Origin of the sequence: Nocardia sp. NPDC003269, from assembly GCF_042888005.1 — a bacterium.
GTDB lineage: Bacteria > Actinomycetota > Actinomycetes > Mycobacteriales > Mycobacteriaceae > Nocardia.
Genome location: NZ_JBIAPA010000005.1, coordinates 120162 through 136947, shown reverse-complemented (window position 1 = coordinate 136947; position 16786 = coordinate 120162). Strand labels below are relative to the sequence as shown.

Genomic DNA, 16786 nt, shown 5'->3' with positions numbered 1-16786 from the left:
CGCGGGTACCGCCCGGGGCGCTCAGCCCTCGACCCGCTTCTTCAGTTCCTTCAAGGCCGTATCGGTGATCACCTTCTCGGCCTTCCGCTTGAACATGCCGATCATCGGGATGTTCAAGTCGACGGTCAGCTCGTAGACGACCTCGGTGCTGCCGTCGGGCCGGTCGCGCAGTTCGTAGCTGCCGTCCTGGGCCTTCTGCAGGTCACCGCTGAGCAGCCGCCAGCTCACCGCGTGGCCGTCGGCGCGCCAGGTGTAGGCCAGCACGTAGGTGTCCTTGACGACGCCGGCGTCCAGCACGAACCGGGCGGTCGCCGCCCGCCCGGCGGCGTCGGTGTCGAGCACCTCGACCGATTGCGCGGCCGCCACCCATTCCGGATAGGACGCCAGGTCCGCGATGACGGCCATCACCTGCTGCGACGGCGCCTCGATGACGATCGATCTCTGGGTCCGGTCGGCCATGGCGGACAACGGTTCCTTTCGTGCGGGACGAGCAGTCGGGGCCTACGGCGTCAGGACGCCGCGGCGGCCGCCGGCGCGACGCCCGCGGGTCGACCGGCCTCGAGCCGTGCCTTCAATTCGAACGACATGTGCTTGCCCGCCACCCGGCGGGCCCGGTTCGCCGCGGCCAGCGCGCGCGGCGTCATCGGCTTGGCCGCGGTGGGCTCGGCGTGCAGGAAGTAGTGCAGGATGGCGCCCTCGGGGACGGCCTCCAGCCATACCTCCATGGTCCCGTCCAGCGGGCCGGCCACCGTCCAGCGGATGCCCTTGTCGCCGCGATCCTCCCGGACGTCGAGACGGAGATCGGGCCACCAGCGGCGCCAGTTGTTCGTGGCGCTCAGCACGTCGGCGATCGCGGCGGGCGGCGCCGCGAGAAAGGTCTGATCTGCGACCTGGATACTGCTCACCTCGCTGAGCGTAGTGGACGCCACACCGGACGCGGCCGGGGTGTCACCGCAGCAGCTGCCGCAGCCGGGCGCCCTGGCGGTCCCAGTGCCAGTTCTCCTCCACCCACACGCGGCCCGCGGCGCCCATGGCGGCCGCCTTGTCGCGGTCGGTGAGCAGCTCGACGAGGGCGTCGCTGATCTGCTCGGCGGAGCGTCCGTGCACCACCAGGCCGGTCTCGCCCTCCCGGACGGTCTCGGGCGCGCCGCCGGAGCTGCCCGCCACCACCGGCACGCCGGTGGCCGAGGCCTCCAGGTAGACGATCCCGAGGCCTTCGACGTCCAGCCCGGCACCGCGGGTGCGGCACGGCATCGCGAAGACGTCGGCGATGGTGTGGTGGGCGGCCAGCTCGCCCGAGGGCACCCGGCCGGTGAACACCACGGAATCGGAGACCCCGAGCGCCTCGGCCAGCCCGCGCAGCCGGATCTCGTAGGGGCCGCCGCCCGCGATCACCAGGACCGCGCCGTCGACGCGTTCGCGGATCTCGCTCATCGCCACGATCAGCATGTCCTGGCCCTTGCGCGGGACCAGCCGCGACAGGCACAGCACGGTCGGGCGGTCACCGAGGCCGTAGCGGGCGCGCAGTTCGGCGCGCGCGCCCGGGTCGGGCCGGAACTCGGCCGGGTCGACACCCGGCGGCAGGTACTCCAGCGCGGCGCGCGGCCCGAAGGCCGAGGCGAACCGGCCCCGGGTGTACTTGCTGACGTAGGTGACGACGTCGGTGTTCTCGCCGATCGAGCGCAGCACCTGCCGCGCGCCGGGCAGCATCGACCAGCCGACCTCGTGGCCGTGGGTGCTGGCCAGGATGCGCTCGGCGCCCGCGCGGCGCAGCATCGGCGCCATCGCGGCCAGCGGCGCGGCCGCGCCGAACCACACGGTGTCGCAGCCGTGCTCGCGCAGCAGGTTGCCCGCGCGCTTGATCACGCCGGGCGTCGGCAGCATGAGCGTCGTCGGATGCCGAACCACGCGGAACTTCTGCGCGGCGTCGAACTTCTCGTGGCTGTCACCGCGCCAGCGCGGCGCGTAGACGACCAGGTCGTCCGGCGGCAGCTGATCGGCCAGCGCGTTGAGATAGGACTGGATGCCACCCGGCCGAGGCGGGAAATCATTGGTAACCAGCAGAGTTCGGGCCATAAGTGAACAACCTAATAGGTCAGCGTCACGAGGTGACTCGGCGAGGGGCGGTCGAGAGGCGGTCGGTGGTCAGACGGCGCGGCCCCGTAACCAGGCGCGCCAGCCGTCGAGCAGGTCGGCGCGAGAGGCGCCGAGCACGGCGGCGAAGGCCGCGTCCTGGGCCGCGGCGGACTGCGGGCCGGTGGCGAGCTTCCTGTACAGCGTGGTGAGGGCGGCCGGGCCGTAGCGGTCGGCGAGGAAGGCGCACGCGCTCCAGGCCGATTCGTAGGCGTAGGGGGCGTCGGTGCCGGTGAAGTCGGCGTCGCCGATCAGCTCGGTGGGCAGGGTGCCCGCGCGCAGGCGGGTGGTGAGCGTCGGCGCGATCTGGGAGAACGTGTTGGCCCCCGCGCGCTGGGCGACGTACTCGGCGTAGCCCTCGACCAGCCACAGCGGCGCGCCGTCGGCGGTGGCCGCCCTGGTCGCGACGTGGGTGAGTTCGTGGCGCAGCAGGGTCGCCATGCCCTCGTCGCCGACCCGGCGGCGGGCGTCGGGATTGAACACGATCCGCTGGTCGGTCGGCCGGGTGCCGGGCGCGTAGGAGCCGGTGAGCGAGACCGCGGCCACGTCGGCGCCGGTGGCGGCACCCGCCGCCCTGGTCAGCGCGGTGAACTCGGTGGGCGTGCCCGCGACGACGAGCACCGGCGCGCGATTCCAGTCGGTGCCCCAGGCGGCGCTCACGTCGGCGATCGCCGGGGCGAGCTGTTTCTCCAGGACGTCGACATCGGCGCGGTGGCCGGAATGGGCGACCACGAGCGCGTCGGCCTCGCCGCCCGCGGCGACCCGGCGCACCAGGATCGGCCCGAACGGCTGGAGCTCGCGGCGCACGGGGGTCAGCCGGGGGTCGTCGATGCCCACGGTGGTGTCGAGCACCTCGGCCTCGTCGGTGGCCAGTTGCAGCGGACCGGCGTTGCGCGGTACCAGGATCAGTGCGGCGCACGCCCCGGTCAACAGGGTGACCGAGGCGAGCGTGAGCGCGAATTCGAGGCGGCCGTTGGCCGAGAACCAGGAGCGTAGGCCGGACGCGCGGCGGGACGGATCGGTCACCGCCGGCTCAGTATCGCCGGGCCGAGTGGAACGGGGTGGTGTTGATCGGCGCGACGGCGACCGGGACACCGAAGGTGGAGGCGTGCACCATCATGCCGTTGCCCGCGTAGATCCCGACGTGCGAGATCTCGGGGTAGAACAGCACGACGTCGCCGGGCTGCAGGTCGTCCTTGGCCACCGGGGTGCCGTAGTTCGCCTGCTGGGAGCTGGTGCGCGGGACGTTCTTGCCGACCTGCTTGAAGGCCCACTGCACGAGGCCGGAGCAGTCGAACTGGTCGGGGCCGGTGGCGCCCCAGACGTACGGGTCGCCGATGCGGGTCAGGGCGGCGGCCAGCGCGCTGGTGCCGCTGCCGGGGACCAGGCCCTGCAGCAGCGAGTCGCGATCGAAGCCGGGCGGGAAGGGCGAACCGGCCAGGGTCGACTTGTCCTTGGCCGAGAGCGCGCCCCAGGCCTCGACGACCTGGGTGGTGGCCACGGTGAGATCGCTGCGCTTGCGGTCGACGTCGGCGCGCACGGCCTCGGCGGCCGCGGTCGCGGCGCGGGCGGTGTCGGCGGCCGCGCGGGTGACCGATTCGGCGGCGGTGGCCGCGTCGGCGGCCTTCTTGAACTGGCGCACGCTGTCGGCGGTCTGCTGCGCGAGCACGTCCAGCGTGGACATCTTGTCCAGCAGCTGCTGGGGCGAATTGCTCGACAGCACCGCGAACATGCGATCGGTGCGCGCGCCGGTGTAGGTGGCGATCGCGGTGCGATCGATCATCGGCTGGAACTTGCGGACCTCGGCGCGGGCGGCGTCGGCGACGGCGGTGCTGGCGGCCAGCTTGTCGTCGGCCTCGCGCTGGACGGCCCACTTGGCGTCGAGATCGGACTGCGCGTTGAGCGAGGCCTGGTTGAGGGCCTCGGCCTGCCGGGAGAGGTCGATCATCCGGGCGATCGCGTCACCGGCGGTGGTCGGCAGGGCGATCGGATCGGCGAGGGCGGGGCCCGCGGCATAGGTGGCGCACACCATGATCGCGGCGGACATGGCTCCGGCGATGCCACGCGCGACGCGTGGGTTCCGGTGGTGGTCAGTCACAGTGCGCCGTGCCCCGTTCTCTCGATGTCCGCCGATGCAGCGCCTTTACCCGAACCGGACCCGCTCGTCCGCTGAGAAGGTCTCGATCAGGTTACGGAACCGCGTGTGCCCGTGTCCAGTAGGCCACGGAGGGGTCACGGTGCGCCCTTCCCCGCGAACGACGCACCGCACCCGTCGATCAGAAGCGGCGAGCGCCCGCGAACGGCATCGAGGAGACCGAGGCGACGTGCACCGGGCTGCCCGAGGTGGCCGCGTGCACGACATTGCCGTCGCCCGCGTACAGGCCGGAGTGGCCGCCGCCGTAGAACGACACCAGGTCGCCGGGACGCAGGTCCTCGAAGGCCACCGGGGTGCCCGCGCCGAGCTGGGCGCCGCTGGTGCGCGGCAGCTCCATGCCCGCCTGACGGTAGGCCCACTGGACCAGGCCCGAGCAGTCGAAGGCGTCCGGGCCGGCGGCACCGTAGACGTAGGGGGACCCGACCTTGCTCAGCGCGGCATCGAGGGCGATGTCGGCGGCGGTGGCGCGCGGCGCGGTGAAGGTCTGCGGGACCGACGGGGTCTCGATGCCGGGGATACCCTGCGGCAGCGGGATCTCGTTGGGCACCTCGAAGGTGCCGATACCGGGGACAGTGACCGGCGTCGCCGACGCGGGAGCGGCCGGCAGGAGGAACGCGCCGATGGTGGCAGCGCCGACGGCTCCGGCGGCAACTGCTCGCTGCGCCTGACGCTTGACGGTGTTGGTCGCCATGATGCGGGTACTTCCAATCTGCCCCACGACGCCGGGTCCGTATGACGCGGCGGGCTTCATCCCGTTGAACCGTTCGTGGCCTAGGGGACTCCGTGAGGTCTCAAAAAGGTTACGAAGACATCACGGTGGTTTGTAAAGTCGGACATCGGTCCGAAAGGCAATTCGGGAGATCCGCCCGAACATTCCGTGCGAGCTGCGTCACACCAATCACGAAACGATAACGCCAGGTCGGCTCCGGGAAGCTTCTCGATCGCTACCCGGCGCGTCGTCGTCGGCTTCTTCACGGCCTATTGGTCTAGCCCTAGGGGTGAATCCCCAGGTCGCCTCCGCGCGTCGGCTCATGAACCGGTCGGTCGCCCAGTCGTACCCGCGGGCGGCGTGCCGGGCGCTCCGGCGGCCGTCGAGCGGTAATCGGTCTTACCCGATGGAATTCGGTCGAGTCATGTGATCTTCGGCAAACTGTGAGCCCGGTCTCATTCGGGTCTGATCAAGGTCATTTTGTTCGCATCGGAACGAAAGTCTCGCGGCGAATTACCGGGGGCGGGTGGGACGGCGGACCCGGGAACGGGGGTCCCGGTGGGTGGGACTCGAGGTTTCCGGTTCCGCGAAACCTGGTGCGGCGGTTAGGGTACGGCCGAATGTTCGCAGTTCGAAGGGGGCGCGGGTGGCCGACGACCAGGTATTGACCGATTTGCTCACGATGGTGGAGCGCAGCCCGGAGGTGCTCGCGCTGCGCGTCTGCGTCATCGAGCTGTATCTCGACCGCGGCCGCTACGCCGACGCGCTGGCCCACTGTGGCGTGGCCCTCGGCCACCATCCGGGAAACGCGCAGGTCCTGGCCTTGATGACGCGTTGCACGACGGCACTGTCCGGCGGCTCGCCCGCGGCGGCACCGGCACCCGCCGCCACGCCGGGCGCCGGTGCCGCGGCCGACTACGACTGGGCCGCCGCGGAGCACCAGGTCGGCGACATCATCGAACCGGCCTTCGTCGACACTCCCACCGAGTACGTCACCGACGACGACGCCGCCACCGTCGAGCGCCCGACCCGGCGACTGGCCGATGTCGGCGGCATGGACGAGGTGAAGCGGCAGCTGGACCTGACCCTGCTCGCCCCGCTGCGCAACCCGGAACTGGCCAGGGCCTTCGGCACCTCGGCGCGCGGCGGCCTGCTGCTCTACGGTCCGCCCGGCTGCGGCAAGACCTTCCTCGCCTCGGCCGTCGCCGGCGAGCTCGGCGCCAATTTCTATCCGATCGAGATCACCGACATCCTCGACATCTACACCGGCGCCAGCGAACGCAATGTGCACAGCATCTTCGAGATGGCCCGGCGCAACGCGCCCTGCGTGCTGTTCCTGGACGAGGTCGACGCGCTCGGGCACAAGCGCAGCCAGATGCACGGTTCCTCGACCATGCGCACCGTGGTCAACCAGCTGCTCACCGAGCTGGATTCGGCCACCCACAGCAACGAGGGCGTCTTCGTGCTCGGCGCGACCAACCATCCGTGGGACGTCGACGTCGCCCTGCGCAGGCCGGGCCGGTTCGACCGGATGATCTTCGTCGGCCTGCCCGACGCGGCGGCGCGGCGCGCGATCTTGCACTACAACCTGCGCGATCGCCCGGTGGCCGGCATCGACCTGACCGCGCTGGCCGCGCGGACCGACGGACTGTCCGGCGCCGACCTCGCGCACGTGTGCACCTCGGCGACCCAGCTGGCGATGGCCGACTCGATGCGCTCCGGTGAGGTGCGCCCGATCGGCATGGCCGATATCCAGGAGGCGCTGGCGCAGATCCGGCCGAGCACCGGCGCGTGGTTCGAATCCGCCCGCAATGTGGTCGAATTCGCCAACGGCGACGGCAGCTATGACGAGCTGGCGCTGTATCTGAAGCGGATGAAGCAGCGCTGACGCCCGCGCCGATGAGCGACCACCATCTCGACCGCGCCGCCGCCCTGATCGACCTCGGCCGCTTCGAGGCCGCCAGGGCGGAGCTGGCGCCCCTGCTGGCCGCCGAGCCCGACAACGGCGACGCCCACGCCCAGCTGGCCTATTCCTGGCTGCGCTCCGGTGACACCGCCACCGCCGCCGACTCCGCGCGCACGGCGCTGCGCCTGGACCCGGAGAACGTCTTCGCGTGGAAGCTGCTGGCGCTGAGCGAGCACGGGCTCCTCGGCGAGCGCTACGAATCCGACCGGCCCGCCGCCCTCGCGCACGAGGACGCGGCGACGCGGGCGGCGTCGCGGTGCGTCGAACTGGATCCCTGGTCGGCCGAATGCCATCGGATCCTGGCGACCGTCATCGTCCATCGCGACCGCAAGGCCGCCATGGCCGCCATCGACACCGCGGTCGAGCTCGAGCCGGCGAACGCGGTCCTGCACGTGGTGCGCGGCCGGGTGCTCTGGCAGGGCGCGAAGGTGGCCTCCCAGCGGGCCGCGGCGGGCCGGGCCGCCCTCGCGGAGGCGCTGCGGCTGGACCCGGACAATGTGGAGGCGCTGTTCCTGCTCGGCAGCCACGCCGTGCAGCGGCGGCGCTGGGCCGAGGCCGAGACGTGGCTGCGGCGCGCGGCCGAGCTCGATCCGTCCTACGCGCCGGAGGTGCGTGAGCTGCTGGCGCGGATTCCCGATCCGTCGGCGGACCGCGCGTCCTCGCCGGAGCGGGAACCGTCGACCTCGCCGCCGGCTCCGGTGCTCGCGGCGGCGCAATACCCACCGATGCCGCCCGATCCCGCGTGGCGCCAGGAATACCTGGGTGCGCGCGGTTCCGGCGGCGGCGCCGGTGGGTGGGCGGTGATCGGCGTCGTGGTCCTGCTCGTGATCCTGGCCGCGCTCGGCGCCACGACCGAGAACCCCGATTCCCCGTCGACCGGTCCGGCCTCGCGCACGCTGCCCTCGTACTACCGGCCGCCGTCGTATGTCCCGCTGCCGCGCACCTTTCCGCAGTTCCCGGCGGATCGCCTGCCGACCGGATACCCCTGGCCGACCACGCGCCCCCGCGTCACCCTGCCGCCGAACTGGGCGCCGCCGCCGGGTAACTGAGTTCGCCACGGCGAGCATGTCGGACCCCCGTCCTACGCTCTCGCCGTGCCCGATCCCGTTCCGCTCCCGGCTGCCGCGCGTCAGCTGGCCTTCGACGAACTCGACACACCGCTGTACGACACCACCTTCGTCGTCGTCGACCTGGAAACGACCGGGACCAGCCCGGACGGGGACTCGATCACCGAGATCGGGGCGGTGAAGGTGCGCGGGGGAGAAGTGCTGGGGGAGTTCGCGACCCTGGTGAATCCGGGATTCGCGATCCCGCCCGCGATCGTGCAGATCACCGGGATCACCACCGCCATGGTGTACGAGGCGCCGCGGATCGAGGCGGTGCTGCCGGGTTTCCTCGAATTCGCGGCGGGCGCGGTCCTGGTGGCACACAACGCCCGCTTCGACACCGCGTTCCTCAAGGCCGCCGCCGCCCGGCAGGACATCGCCTGGCCGAATCCGCAGGTGCTGTGCACGGTCAAGCTCGCCCGGCGGGTGCTGACCCGCGACGAGGCGCCCTCGGCGCGGCTCGGCGTGCTCGCGCAGATCCTGGGCGCGTCGACCACGCCGACGCACCGCGCCCTCGACGACGCCCGCGCCACGGTCGACGTGCTGCACGCGCTGATCGGCCGGGTCGGCAACCAGGGCGTGCACAGCCTGACCGAGCTGCTCGACTATCTGCCCGGCGTGACCGGGACTCAGCGCGCCAAACGCACCTTCGCGGGCGATCTGCCGTCCGCGCCGGGTGTCTATCTGTTCCGCGGACCGTCCGACGAAGTCCTCTATATAGGGACCGCGGTCAACCTGCGCCGCCGCGTCCGTACCTACTTCACCGGTTCGGAGACCCGCGGCCGGATAAAAGAGATGGTGGCCCTGGCGATCCGGGTCGACCACGTGGTGTGCGCGCACGGACTGGAGGCGGGGGTGCGCGAGCTGCGGCTGCTGGCCGCGCACGCGCCGCCCTACAACCGCCGCTCGAAGTTCCCCCGGCGCGGCTGGTGGCTCACCCTCAGCGACGAGGCCTTCCCCCGGCTCACCGCGGTGCGGACGCCGACGCGAACGGCGGTGGGGCCGTTCGGTTCCCGCGCCGACGCCGTCGACGTGGCCCTGACCATCGCCGAGTTCGCCGGGCTGCGGACCTGCGCGACCCGCCTCACCCGCACGGCCCGGCACACCTGCCCGCCCGCGGTGGTCGGCGGCTGCCCGGCCGCGCGCCCCGACGACCTGGACGCCACCGGCTACGCCCCGGCCGTCGACGCGGTCCGCGAGCTGCTCACCGGCCGCTCCGACGCGGTGCTGCGGGCCATGCTCGATCGCATCGAAACACATTCCACCGCCGAGCATTTCGAGGCGGCCGCCCGGCTGCGGGATCGCACCGCCGCCGTCGTCACCATGCTGCACCGCACCCAGCGCCTCGCCGCCCTGGCCCGGCTCGCGGAACTGATCGTCGCCCTGCCCGACGGCGCGGGCGGCTGGGAGTTCTCGGTGATCCGCTACGGCCGCCTCGCCGCCGCGGGCACCGCGCGGCGCGGCACCCCGCCCATGGCGGTCGTCGACCAGATCGTTGCCGCCGCCGAGACGGTCGTCCCCGAACTGGGCGGCGCGGTCGACGACCATCCCCCGTTGCGCGGCGCCCCGCCCGAGGAGGTCGGCGTCATCGCCCGCTGGCTGGGCAAGCCCGGCGCCCGCATCGTCCGCACCAGCGACGGCTACCACGAACCACTGCACGGCGCGGCCCGCTGGAAGGGCTGGGCCGAGCTGGCCCGCACCGCCGCCACCACGCTCAGTCCTGAGGAGCGCTACCTGGCCGAACGGTGACCGCGCGCCCGGAGGATCATGGAACCGCCTGTCACATCCGGTGACGGCGGGAGAAAGGGCGAAGGCGCGAATGTTCGTGAAGGTGTGCGGCCTGACCACCGAGGAGCAGATCGACTGGGCCGTCGAGCTGGGGTACTCCGCGATCGGCGTCATGGTCACGCCCAAGAGCAAGCGCTACCGCACGCCCGCGCAGGCCCGCGCCCTGGCCGATTACGCGCGCGGCCGGATCACCACCTTCGCGGTGGCCCTCGAAGCGGCCGAGGTCGCCGAGACCGCCGACGCCTTCGACGTCGTGCAGCTCTACCAGTGGGCCGACCTGCCGAACCTGGCGTTCTGCTCGTCCACCCCGCCCGCACCCGAGCAGACCAGCGAGTACTTCTTCTACGACGCCAGCGCAGGCTCCGGGATCTTCGAGGAGTTCCCCGACTGGGTGCGCGCGCTGCCCGGCAAGGTCGTGCTGGCGGGCGGGCTCGACGCCGGCAATGTCGCCGACACCATCGCCCGGCACCGTCCCTACGGCGTCGACGTGTCCAGTTCGGTGGAATCGGCGCCCGGCGTGAAGAGCCTGGACCTGATGCGCAGGTTCAAAGCGGCCACCGAGACCCCTGAAGTTCTAGGCTGATCCCATGATTACCGCGATCGTGCTGATCCAGGCCGAGAACTCTCGTATCCCCGAGACCGCGCAGGCCCTCGCCGACACCGCAGGCGTCGCCGAGGTGTACTCCTGCGCCGGTGACGTCGATCTGATCGCGATCGTGCGGGTGCGCGATCACGAGCGCATCGCCGAGGTCGTCACCAGCGGCATCGACAAGGTGCCCGGCGTGGTGCGCACCACCACGCACATCGCCTTCAAGTCGTACTCCAGCGCCGACGTGGAAGCCGGATTCTCGCTGGGGGAGTGAGGCTTTCGCGCGCTCAGGCCTCGTCGAGGACCTGGGTGAGCTCGGCCCAGCTCTGCAGCAGCTTCGCCGCCGCGCCGCTGTCCACCGCGGCGGCGGCGCGCTCGAGCCCGCCGGTCAGGGCGGCGTCCAGATCCAGGTCGACGTCGCCCACGCCGCGCGAGAGGTCGTAGGCCACGATCGCCGCGGCCGAGTTGAGCAGTACCGCGTCGCGCACCGCGCCCGGCGTGCCCGCGAACATCTCGCGCGCGATGCCCGCGTTGACCACGGCGTCACCGCCGCGCAGCGCGTCCAGCTCGACCCGGGGAATCCCGAGCCGGGTCGGGTCGAGCACGGTCTGCCGGATCCGCCCGCCGCTGACCACCCACACATCGGTGACGTCGGACGTCGTGATCTCGTCGAGCCCGTCGCGCCCGCGCACCACCAGGGCACTGGCGCCACGCTCGGCGAACACTCCCGCGATGACCGGGGCCAGGTCGACGAACGCGCAGCCGATCAGCCCCGCGCGCGGCTGGGCGGGGTTGGTGAGCGGGCCGAGCACGTTGAACACGGTCGGGATGCCGATCTCCTTGCGCGCCGGACCGGCGAAGCGCAGCCCCGAGTGGAACAGCGGCGCGAAACAGAAGCCGATCCCGGCCTCGCGCACCGACCGCGCCACCGACTCCGGGCCCAGCGCCAGCTTCACGCCCAGCGCCTCGAGCACGTCGGCGCCACCGGCCTTGGACGACGCGGCCCGGTTGCCGTGCTTGACCACCGGCACTCCGGCGGCCGCGACGACCACCGAGGACATGGTGGAGATGTTGACCGAGCCGGAGCGGTCGCCGCCGGTGCCGACGATGTCGACCGCGTCGCCGTCGACGTGCACCAGGCGGGCGTGCCCGAGCATGCCCGCGACCATGCCGGCCAGCTCGGTGGGGGTGGGGCCCTTGATCTTCATGGCGACACCGAAGGCCGCGATCTGGGCCGCGGTGGCGTTGTCGGTGAAGATCTCGTCGATCACCCAGGTGGTGTCGTCCGCGGCCAGGTCGCCGCCGTCGGCGAGGGTTCCGAGCACCTGGGGCCAGCTGCGCACGCTCATCTGCTCCGCATCTCCGTTCGACATCGCCATCGCGCAACTCTGATCGGGCGCGGCGGGGTAGCGCAAGCCTATTGCGCCGTTGGCAGAGTTTACGGCGCGGGACGGGGTGGTTGCAGCGCGTCCCAGCCGTCGGCGACACCGTCGTGGCGCTGTGCGAGCCCGGCCATCCGGGATCGTTCCTGCGAACAGGTCAGTGGATCGAGGCGCTGCACCCGTTGCAGGACGATCGGCACCAGTTCGCCCGCGGCGGTGTCCACGGCCTCGGCGCGCGTGTAGCCGTCGTATCCGGCGATCTCGGCGGCCGCGTCGATCCGGTCCGCGGGCAGGCGCAGATGGTGGCGCAGCACGGCGTCGGCGTCGCGATCGAGGTCACCGGCGCGGTCCAGCGCCGCCGAGCAGGCTTCGACGTCGTCGAAGCTCGACGCGACCACGACCAGATCGGTCCGCGCCGGGTCGAGCGACTCGCTCTGTCCGCCGAACAACCGCCGCCACATCCGCACCACGACCATCGCCGCCTCCTCGTCTCAGGTTATCCACATCCAACGCTGTCACAATCGGTTGTCACGTGATCGTCGCCAACACGCCGACGGAGGTCGTAGACCCCCTCTGTGCGTGGGTTTTCCGACTCCCACGACAAACTTTCGTACCCGGGTACAGCTGTCGTACTACGAAGAGTCATACTTACCCCGTGACGACCGCAGTAGGCACCCCAGGATCGGCCATTACTCAGCGTGTGCATTCGCTGAACCGGCCCAACATGGTCAGCGTCGGAACCATCATCTGGCTGTCGAGCGAGCTGATGTTCTTCGCCGGCCTCTTCGCCATGTACTTCGTTGCGCGCGCGCAGGCGCACGGCAACTGGCCCCCGGAGCCGACCGAGCTCAATATGACGCTCGCCGTCCCGGTGACGGCCGTGCTGGTCGCTTCGTCGTTCACCTGCCAGATGGGTGTGTTCGCCGCGGAGAAGGGCGACGTGTTCGGCCTGCGCCGCTGGTACGTGATCACTCTGCTGATGGGCGCGTTCTTCGTCTTCGGCCAGGGCTACGAGTACTACCACCTCGTGCACGAGGGCACCACCATCTCCGGCAGCTCGTACGGCTCGGTCTTCTACATCACCACCGGCTTCCACGGTCTGCACGTGATCGGCGGTCTGATCGCCTTCGTGTTCCTGCTGATCCGCACCAAGATGAGCAAGTTCACGCCCGCGCAGGCCACCGCCGCGATCGTGGTGTCCTACTACTGGCACTTCGTCGACATCGTCTGGATCGGGCTGTTCGCCACGATCTACTTCGTCCGCTAGGCGCGGGCGCACAGCATTTGCACAAGTCGGTTCCGTCTACTCCAAAGGGACACAGATGAGTTCATCTCCCCCGTCGGCCCCCGAGCCCGCCGGCCCTGACAACGGTCAGGCCACCAAGGCGCGTAAGCAGCGTCGCGTTCGCCGTCGTATCGCGGGTGGCCTCGCGTTGCTGGTTGGTCTGGTCGGAGCCGGCTTCCTCGCCGCGGCGCTCACCCCCGCGCCCCAGGTCGCCACCGCGCACGAGGACCAGTCCGCGCTGATCCGCGAGGGCAAGCAGCTCTACGAGACCTCGTGCATCACCTGCCACGGCGCGAACCTGCAGGGCGTCGAGGACCGCGGCCCCAGCCTGATCGGCGTCGGCGAGGCCGCCGTCTACTTCCAGGTGTCCTCCGGCCGCATGCCGATGGCGCGCAACGAGGCCCAGGCCATGCGCAAGCCCGAGAAGTTCGACGCGCATCAGACCGACGCGCTCGGCGCGTTCGTCGCCGCCAACGGCGGTGGCCCCTCGGTGATCCGCGACGCCAACGGTGAGATCGCGCAGGAATCGCTGCGTGGCGACGACATCGCCCGTGGTTCGGAGCTGTTCCGCATGAACTGCGCCTCCTGCCACAACTTCACCGCCCGCGGTGGCGCGCTGTCCGGCGGCAAGTTCGCCCCGCCGCTGGCCGAAGCCAACGAGCAGCAGATCTACGACGCCATGCTCACCGGCCCGCAGAACATGCCGAAGTTCTCCGACCGGCAGCTGACGCCGGAGGAGAAGCGCGACATCGTCGCCTACGTCAAGAACGCCGCGGAAGAGAAGTCGCCCGGCGGCTGGGACCTCGGCGGTTTCGGCCCGGCGACCGAAGGTCTGGCGATCTGGGTTATCGGCATCACCGCCGTGGTGGGTGCCGCGATGTGGATCGGATCTCGCACATGAGTGGACAGGAGCACAACGACATGGGTCGGGAACCGACCGAAGCCGAACTGGACGCGATGACGCGTGACGAGCTGGTCGAGCTCGGTACCGCGCGCGACGACGTCGATGTCGCGTACCGCGGCGAGCGCTGGCCGGTGCCCGGCACCCGCGCGGAGAAGCGCGCCGAGCGCGCGGTCACCTTCTGGTTCGCCATCTCCGGTCTGGCCGCCGCCGCGCTGATCGGCGTCTTCCTGTTCTGGCCGTGGGAGTGGAAGGGCTACGGCGACGAGGGCCATGCCGCCTACTCGCTGTTCACCCCGCTGGTCGGCCTGACCTTCGGCATCTCGGTGCTGGTCATCGGTATCGCGGTCGTGCTGATCCGCAAGCGGTTCATCCCCGCCGAGATCTCGATCCAGCAGCGCCACGACGGCCCGTCCGACGAGGTCGAGCGCCGCACCCTGGCGGCCGAGCTGCAGGACGCGCTCGACACCTCCACCCTGGGTCGCCGCAAGATGATGCTCGGTACCGCGGGCGCCGGTGTCGGCGTGCTCGGTATCGGCGCGCTGCTGGTGTTCGTCGGCGGCATGGTGAAGAACCCGTGGGCCAAGGGCGACAAGTCGCCGCTGTGGGTCTCGGGCTGGACCCCGGACTACCCGGGCGAGACCATCTACATCCGCCGCGACACCGGTCGTCCGCAGGATGTCGTGCTGGTGCGTCCGGAGGATCTGGACGCGGGCGCCATGGAGACCGTGTTCCCGTGGAAGGAGAAGTGGCGCGGCAACGAGCACGACACGCTGCAGTCGCTGCGCGGCATCCGCAACTCGGTCATGCTGATCCGTCTGCGCACCGCGGACGCGGAGAAGGCGATCAAGCGCAAGGGCCAGGAGAGCTTCAACTACGGCGACTACTTCGCCTACTCGAAGATCTGCACCCACCTGGGCTGCCCCACCTCGCTGTTCGAGCAGCAGACCAACCGCATCCTGTGCCCCTGCCACCAGTCGCAGTTCTCGGCGACCGAGTGGGGTAAGCCGGTCTTCGGTCCGGCCGCCCGCGCGCTCCCGCAGCTGCCGATCACCGTCAACTCCGAGGGCTTCCTGGTCGCCAACGGCGACTTCATCGAGCCGCTCGGCCCGGCCTTCTGGGAGCGTCGTTCATGAGCACTCTGGTGGCGAACCAAGCCAACGAGATGGACGAGCGGTATCGCGCCGCCGCGTTCGTGAAGCGGTCGATCAACAAGGTCTTCCCGACCCACTGGTCGTTCCTGCTCGGTGAGATCGCGCTGTACGCGTTCATCATCCTGCTGCTGTCGGGCATCTACCTGACGCTGTACTTCGACCCGTCGATGGCGCACGTCACCTACGACGGGTCCTACCAGCCGCTGCGCGGTGTCGGCATGTCGCGGGCCTACGAGACCGCGCTGAACATCTCCTTCGAGGTGCGCGGCGGTCTGTTCGTCCGGCAGATCCACCACTGGGCGGCCCTGCTGTTCGCGGCGTCGATCATCATCCACCTGTTCCGCATCTTCTTCACCGGCGCGTTCCGCAAGCCGCGTGAGGCGAACTGGGTGATCGGCTCGCTGCTGCTGATCCTGGCGATGTTCGAGGGCTTCTTCGGCTACTCGCTGCCCGACGACCTGCTGTCGGGTACCGGTCTGCGGGCCGCGTTCGGCGGTATCACCATGAGCCTCCCGGTCATCGGCACCTGGATGCACTGGCTGATGTTCGGTGGCGACTTTCCCGGCGACATCATCATCCCGCGCCTCTACATCGCGCACGTGCTGCTGCTGCCCGGCATCATCCTGGCGCTGATCGGCGCGCACGTCGCGCTGGTCTGGTACCAGAAGCACACCCAGTTCCCCGGTCCCGGCCGGACCGAGAACAACGTGGTCGGCGCGCGCATCGTGCCGGTGTTCGCCGCGGACCAGGGCGCGTTCTTCGCGTTCACCCTCGGCATCGTCGGCATCATGGGCGGTATCCTGCAGATCAACCCGATCTGGAACCTGGGCCCGTACAACCCGTCCCAGGTCTCGGCGGGTTCGCAGCCCGACTTCTACATGATGTGGACCGACGGTCTGGCGCGTCTGATGCCGCCGTGGGAGCTCTACCTGGGTCGCTACACGGTCCCGGCCGTGGTCTGGGTCGCGCTGATCATGGGCCTGGTGTTCACCCTGCTGATCGCCTACCCGTGGATCGAGAAGCGTCTCACCGGTGACACCACCGCGCACCACAACCTGCTGCAGCGTCCGCGCGACGTGCCGGTGCGTACCGCCATCGGTGCCATGGCCATCGCGTTCTACGTGGTGCTCACGCTGTCGTGTGTCAACGACATCATCGCGCTGAAGTTCGACATCTCGCTGAACGCGACCACCTGGATCGGTCGTATCGGCGTGCTGCTGCTGCCGCCGCTGGCCTACTTCGTGGCCTACCGGTTCTGCATCGGCCTGCAGCGCGGTGACCGCGCGGTGCTCGAGCACGGCATCGAGACCGGTGTCATCAAGCGCCTGCCGCACGGCGAGTACATCGAGGTGCACCAGCCGCTGGGCCCGGTCGACGACCACGGCCACGCGATCCCGCTGGAGTACCAGGGCGCCCCGGTGCCCAAGAAGATGAACAAGCTGGGTTCGGCCGGCAAGCCGGGCACGGGTAGCTTCCTGCGCCCCGACCCGAAGGCCGAGTCGGACGCCTACTTCGCCAACGAGCACGCCGAGGAGCACAAGATGCTCACGGCCCTCGCCGAGGAGCAGGCCCGCGCCAACGGTGACGAGCCGCACGGTCACTGACCGCGCACCACGCA

17 protein-coding genes are annotated in these 16786 nt (G+C 70.7%); 9 read left to right on the top strand and 8 right to left on the bottom strand.

What is annotated here, in order from left to right; all coding sequences use genetic code 11:
- Window positions 1-21 precede the first annotated feature (21 nt).
- From ACFYWJ_RS31900 to ACFYWJ_RS31875, 6 genes are all read right to left on the bottom strand, one after another.
- The gene (locus ACFYWJ_RS31900; RefSeq protein ID WP_355280090.1) at window positions 22-459 is read right to left on the bottom strand and encodes an SRPBCC family protein; all 438 of its coding nucleotides are present in this window, start codon (window positions 457-459) and stop codon (window positions 22-24) included.
- A gap of 50 nt (window positions 460-509) precedes the next feature.
- Entirely contained in the window at window positions 510-905 is a 396-nt protein-coding gene (locus ACFYWJ_RS31895; RefSeq protein ID WP_355280092.1) for a polyketide cyclase / dehydrase and lipid transport, read from the bottom strand.
- A gap of 43 nt (window positions 906-948) precedes the next feature.
- Entirely contained in the window at window positions 949-2076 is a 1128-nt protein-coding gene (locus ACFYWJ_RS31890; protein WP_355280095.1) for a glycosyltransferase family 4 protein, read from the bottom strand.
- A 69-nt stretch (window positions 2077-2145) separates the two neighbouring features.
- Window positions 2146-3159 (bottom strand): peptidase MA family metallohydrolase, encoded by a 1014-nt coding sequence (locus ACFYWJ_RS31885; RefSeq protein WP_355280098.1) that lies wholly within the window; start codon window positions 3157-3159, stop codon window positions 2146-2148.
- 7 nt (window positions 3160-3166) lie between these two features.
- Window positions 3167-4180, bottom strand: a complete 1014-nt coding sequence (locus ACFYWJ_RS31880; protein WP_355280100.1) for an NlpC/P60 family protein — start codon at window positions 4178-4180, stop codon at window positions 3167-3169.
- Window positions 4181-4409: 229 nt separating this feature from the next.
- Entirely contained in the window at window positions 4410-4979 is a 570-nt protein-coding gene (locus ACFYWJ_RS31875; protein ID WP_355280102.1) for a C40 family peptidase, read from the bottom strand.
- 664 nt (window positions 4980-5643) lie between these two features.
- Between ACFYWJ_RS31875 and ACFYWJ_RS31870 the strand changes: the two genes are divergently transcribed.
- From ACFYWJ_RS31870 to ACFYWJ_RS31850, 5 genes are all read left to right on the top strand, one after another.
- Window positions 5644-6885 (top strand): ATP-binding protein, encoded by a 1242-nt coding sequence (locus ACFYWJ_RS31870; RefSeq protein WP_355280104.1) that lies wholly within the window; start codon window positions 5644-5646, stop codon window positions 6883-6885.
- Window positions 6886-6896: 11 nt separating this feature from the next.
- Window positions 6897-8012 carry a tetratricopeptide repeat protein gene (locus tag ACFYWJ_RS31865; RefSeq protein ID WP_355280106.1) on the top strand — a complete coding sequence of 372 codons (1116 nt, stop codon included), beginning with the start codon at window positions 6897-6899 and terminating at the stop codon, window positions 8010-8012.
- A 45-nt stretch (window positions 8013-8057) separates the two neighbouring features.
- On the top strand, window positions 8058-9818 hold the full coding sequence (locus tag ACFYWJ_RS31860) for a DEDD exonuclease domain-containing protein (protein ID WP_355280108.1): 1761 nt from the start codon (window positions 8058-8060) through the stop codon (window positions 9816-9818).
- Between the two features lie 70 nt (window positions 9819-9888).
- Window positions 9889-10440, top strand: coding sequence for a phosphoribosylanthranilate isomerase (locus tag ACFYWJ_RS31855; protein ID WP_355280110.1), 552 nt, complete (start codon window positions 9889-9891; stop codon window positions 10438-10440).
- Between the two features lie 4 nt (window positions 10441-10444).
- Window positions 10445-10720 (top strand): Lrp/AsnC family transcriptional regulator, encoded by a 276-nt coding sequence (locus ACFYWJ_RS31850; protein ID WP_218717263.1) that lies wholly within the window; start codon window positions 10445-10447, stop codon window positions 10718-10720.
- Window positions 10721-10733: 13 nt separating this feature from the next.
- On the opposite strand, the gene trpD is transcribed toward ACFYWJ_RS31850, so the two are convergent.
- Window positions 10734-11795 (bottom strand): anthranilate phosphoribosyltransferase, encoded by a 1062-nt coding sequence (gene trpD, locus ACFYWJ_RS31845; RefSeq protein ID WP_355280113.1) that lies wholly within the window; start codon window positions 11793-11795, stop codon window positions 10734-10736.
- A gap of 89 nt (window positions 11796-11884) precedes the next feature.
- Window positions 11885-12304, bottom strand: coding sequence for a hypothetical protein (locus ACFYWJ_RS31840; protein WP_355280115.1), 420 nt, complete (start codon window positions 12302-12304; stop codon window positions 11885-11887).
- Between the two features lie 179 nt (window positions 12305-12483).
- Here ACFYWJ_RS31840 and ACFYWJ_RS31835 point away from each other — a divergent pair, with 179 nt between their 5' ends.
- Genes ACFYWJ_RS31835 through ACFYWJ_RS31820 form a run of 4 tightly spaced genes read left to right on the top strand, consistent with a single transcriptional unit; the run spans window position 12484 to window position 16772 of the window.
- Window positions 12484-13095 carry a heme-copper oxidase subunit III gene (locus ACFYWJ_RS31835; protein WP_355280117.1) on the top strand — a complete coding sequence of 204 codons (612 nt, stop codon included), beginning with the start codon at window positions 12484-12486 and terminating at the stop codon, window positions 13093-13095.
- A gap of 55 nt (window positions 13096-13150) precedes the next feature.
- Entirely contained in the window at window positions 13151-14014 is an 864-nt protein-coding gene (locus tag ACFYWJ_RS31830; protein WP_355280118.1) for a cytochrome c, read from the top strand.
- The gene (locus ACFYWJ_RS31825; RefSeq protein ID WP_355280120.1) at window positions 14011-15150 is read left to right on the top strand and encodes a ubiquinol-cytochrome c reductase iron-sulfur subunit; all 1140 of its coding nucleotides are present in this window, start codon (window positions 14011-14013) and stop codon (window positions 15148-15150) included. Before ACFYWJ_RS31830 ends, ACFYWJ_RS31825 begins: the two co-directional genes overlap by 4 nt.
- Entirely contained in the window at window positions 15147-16772 is a 1626-nt protein-coding gene (locus ACFYWJ_RS31820) for a cytochrome bc complex cytochrome b subunit (RefSeq protein ID WP_355280121.1), read from the top strand. Before ACFYWJ_RS31825 ends, ACFYWJ_RS31820 begins: the two co-directional genes overlap by 4 nt.
- Window positions 16773-16786: the final 14 nt, after the last annotated feature.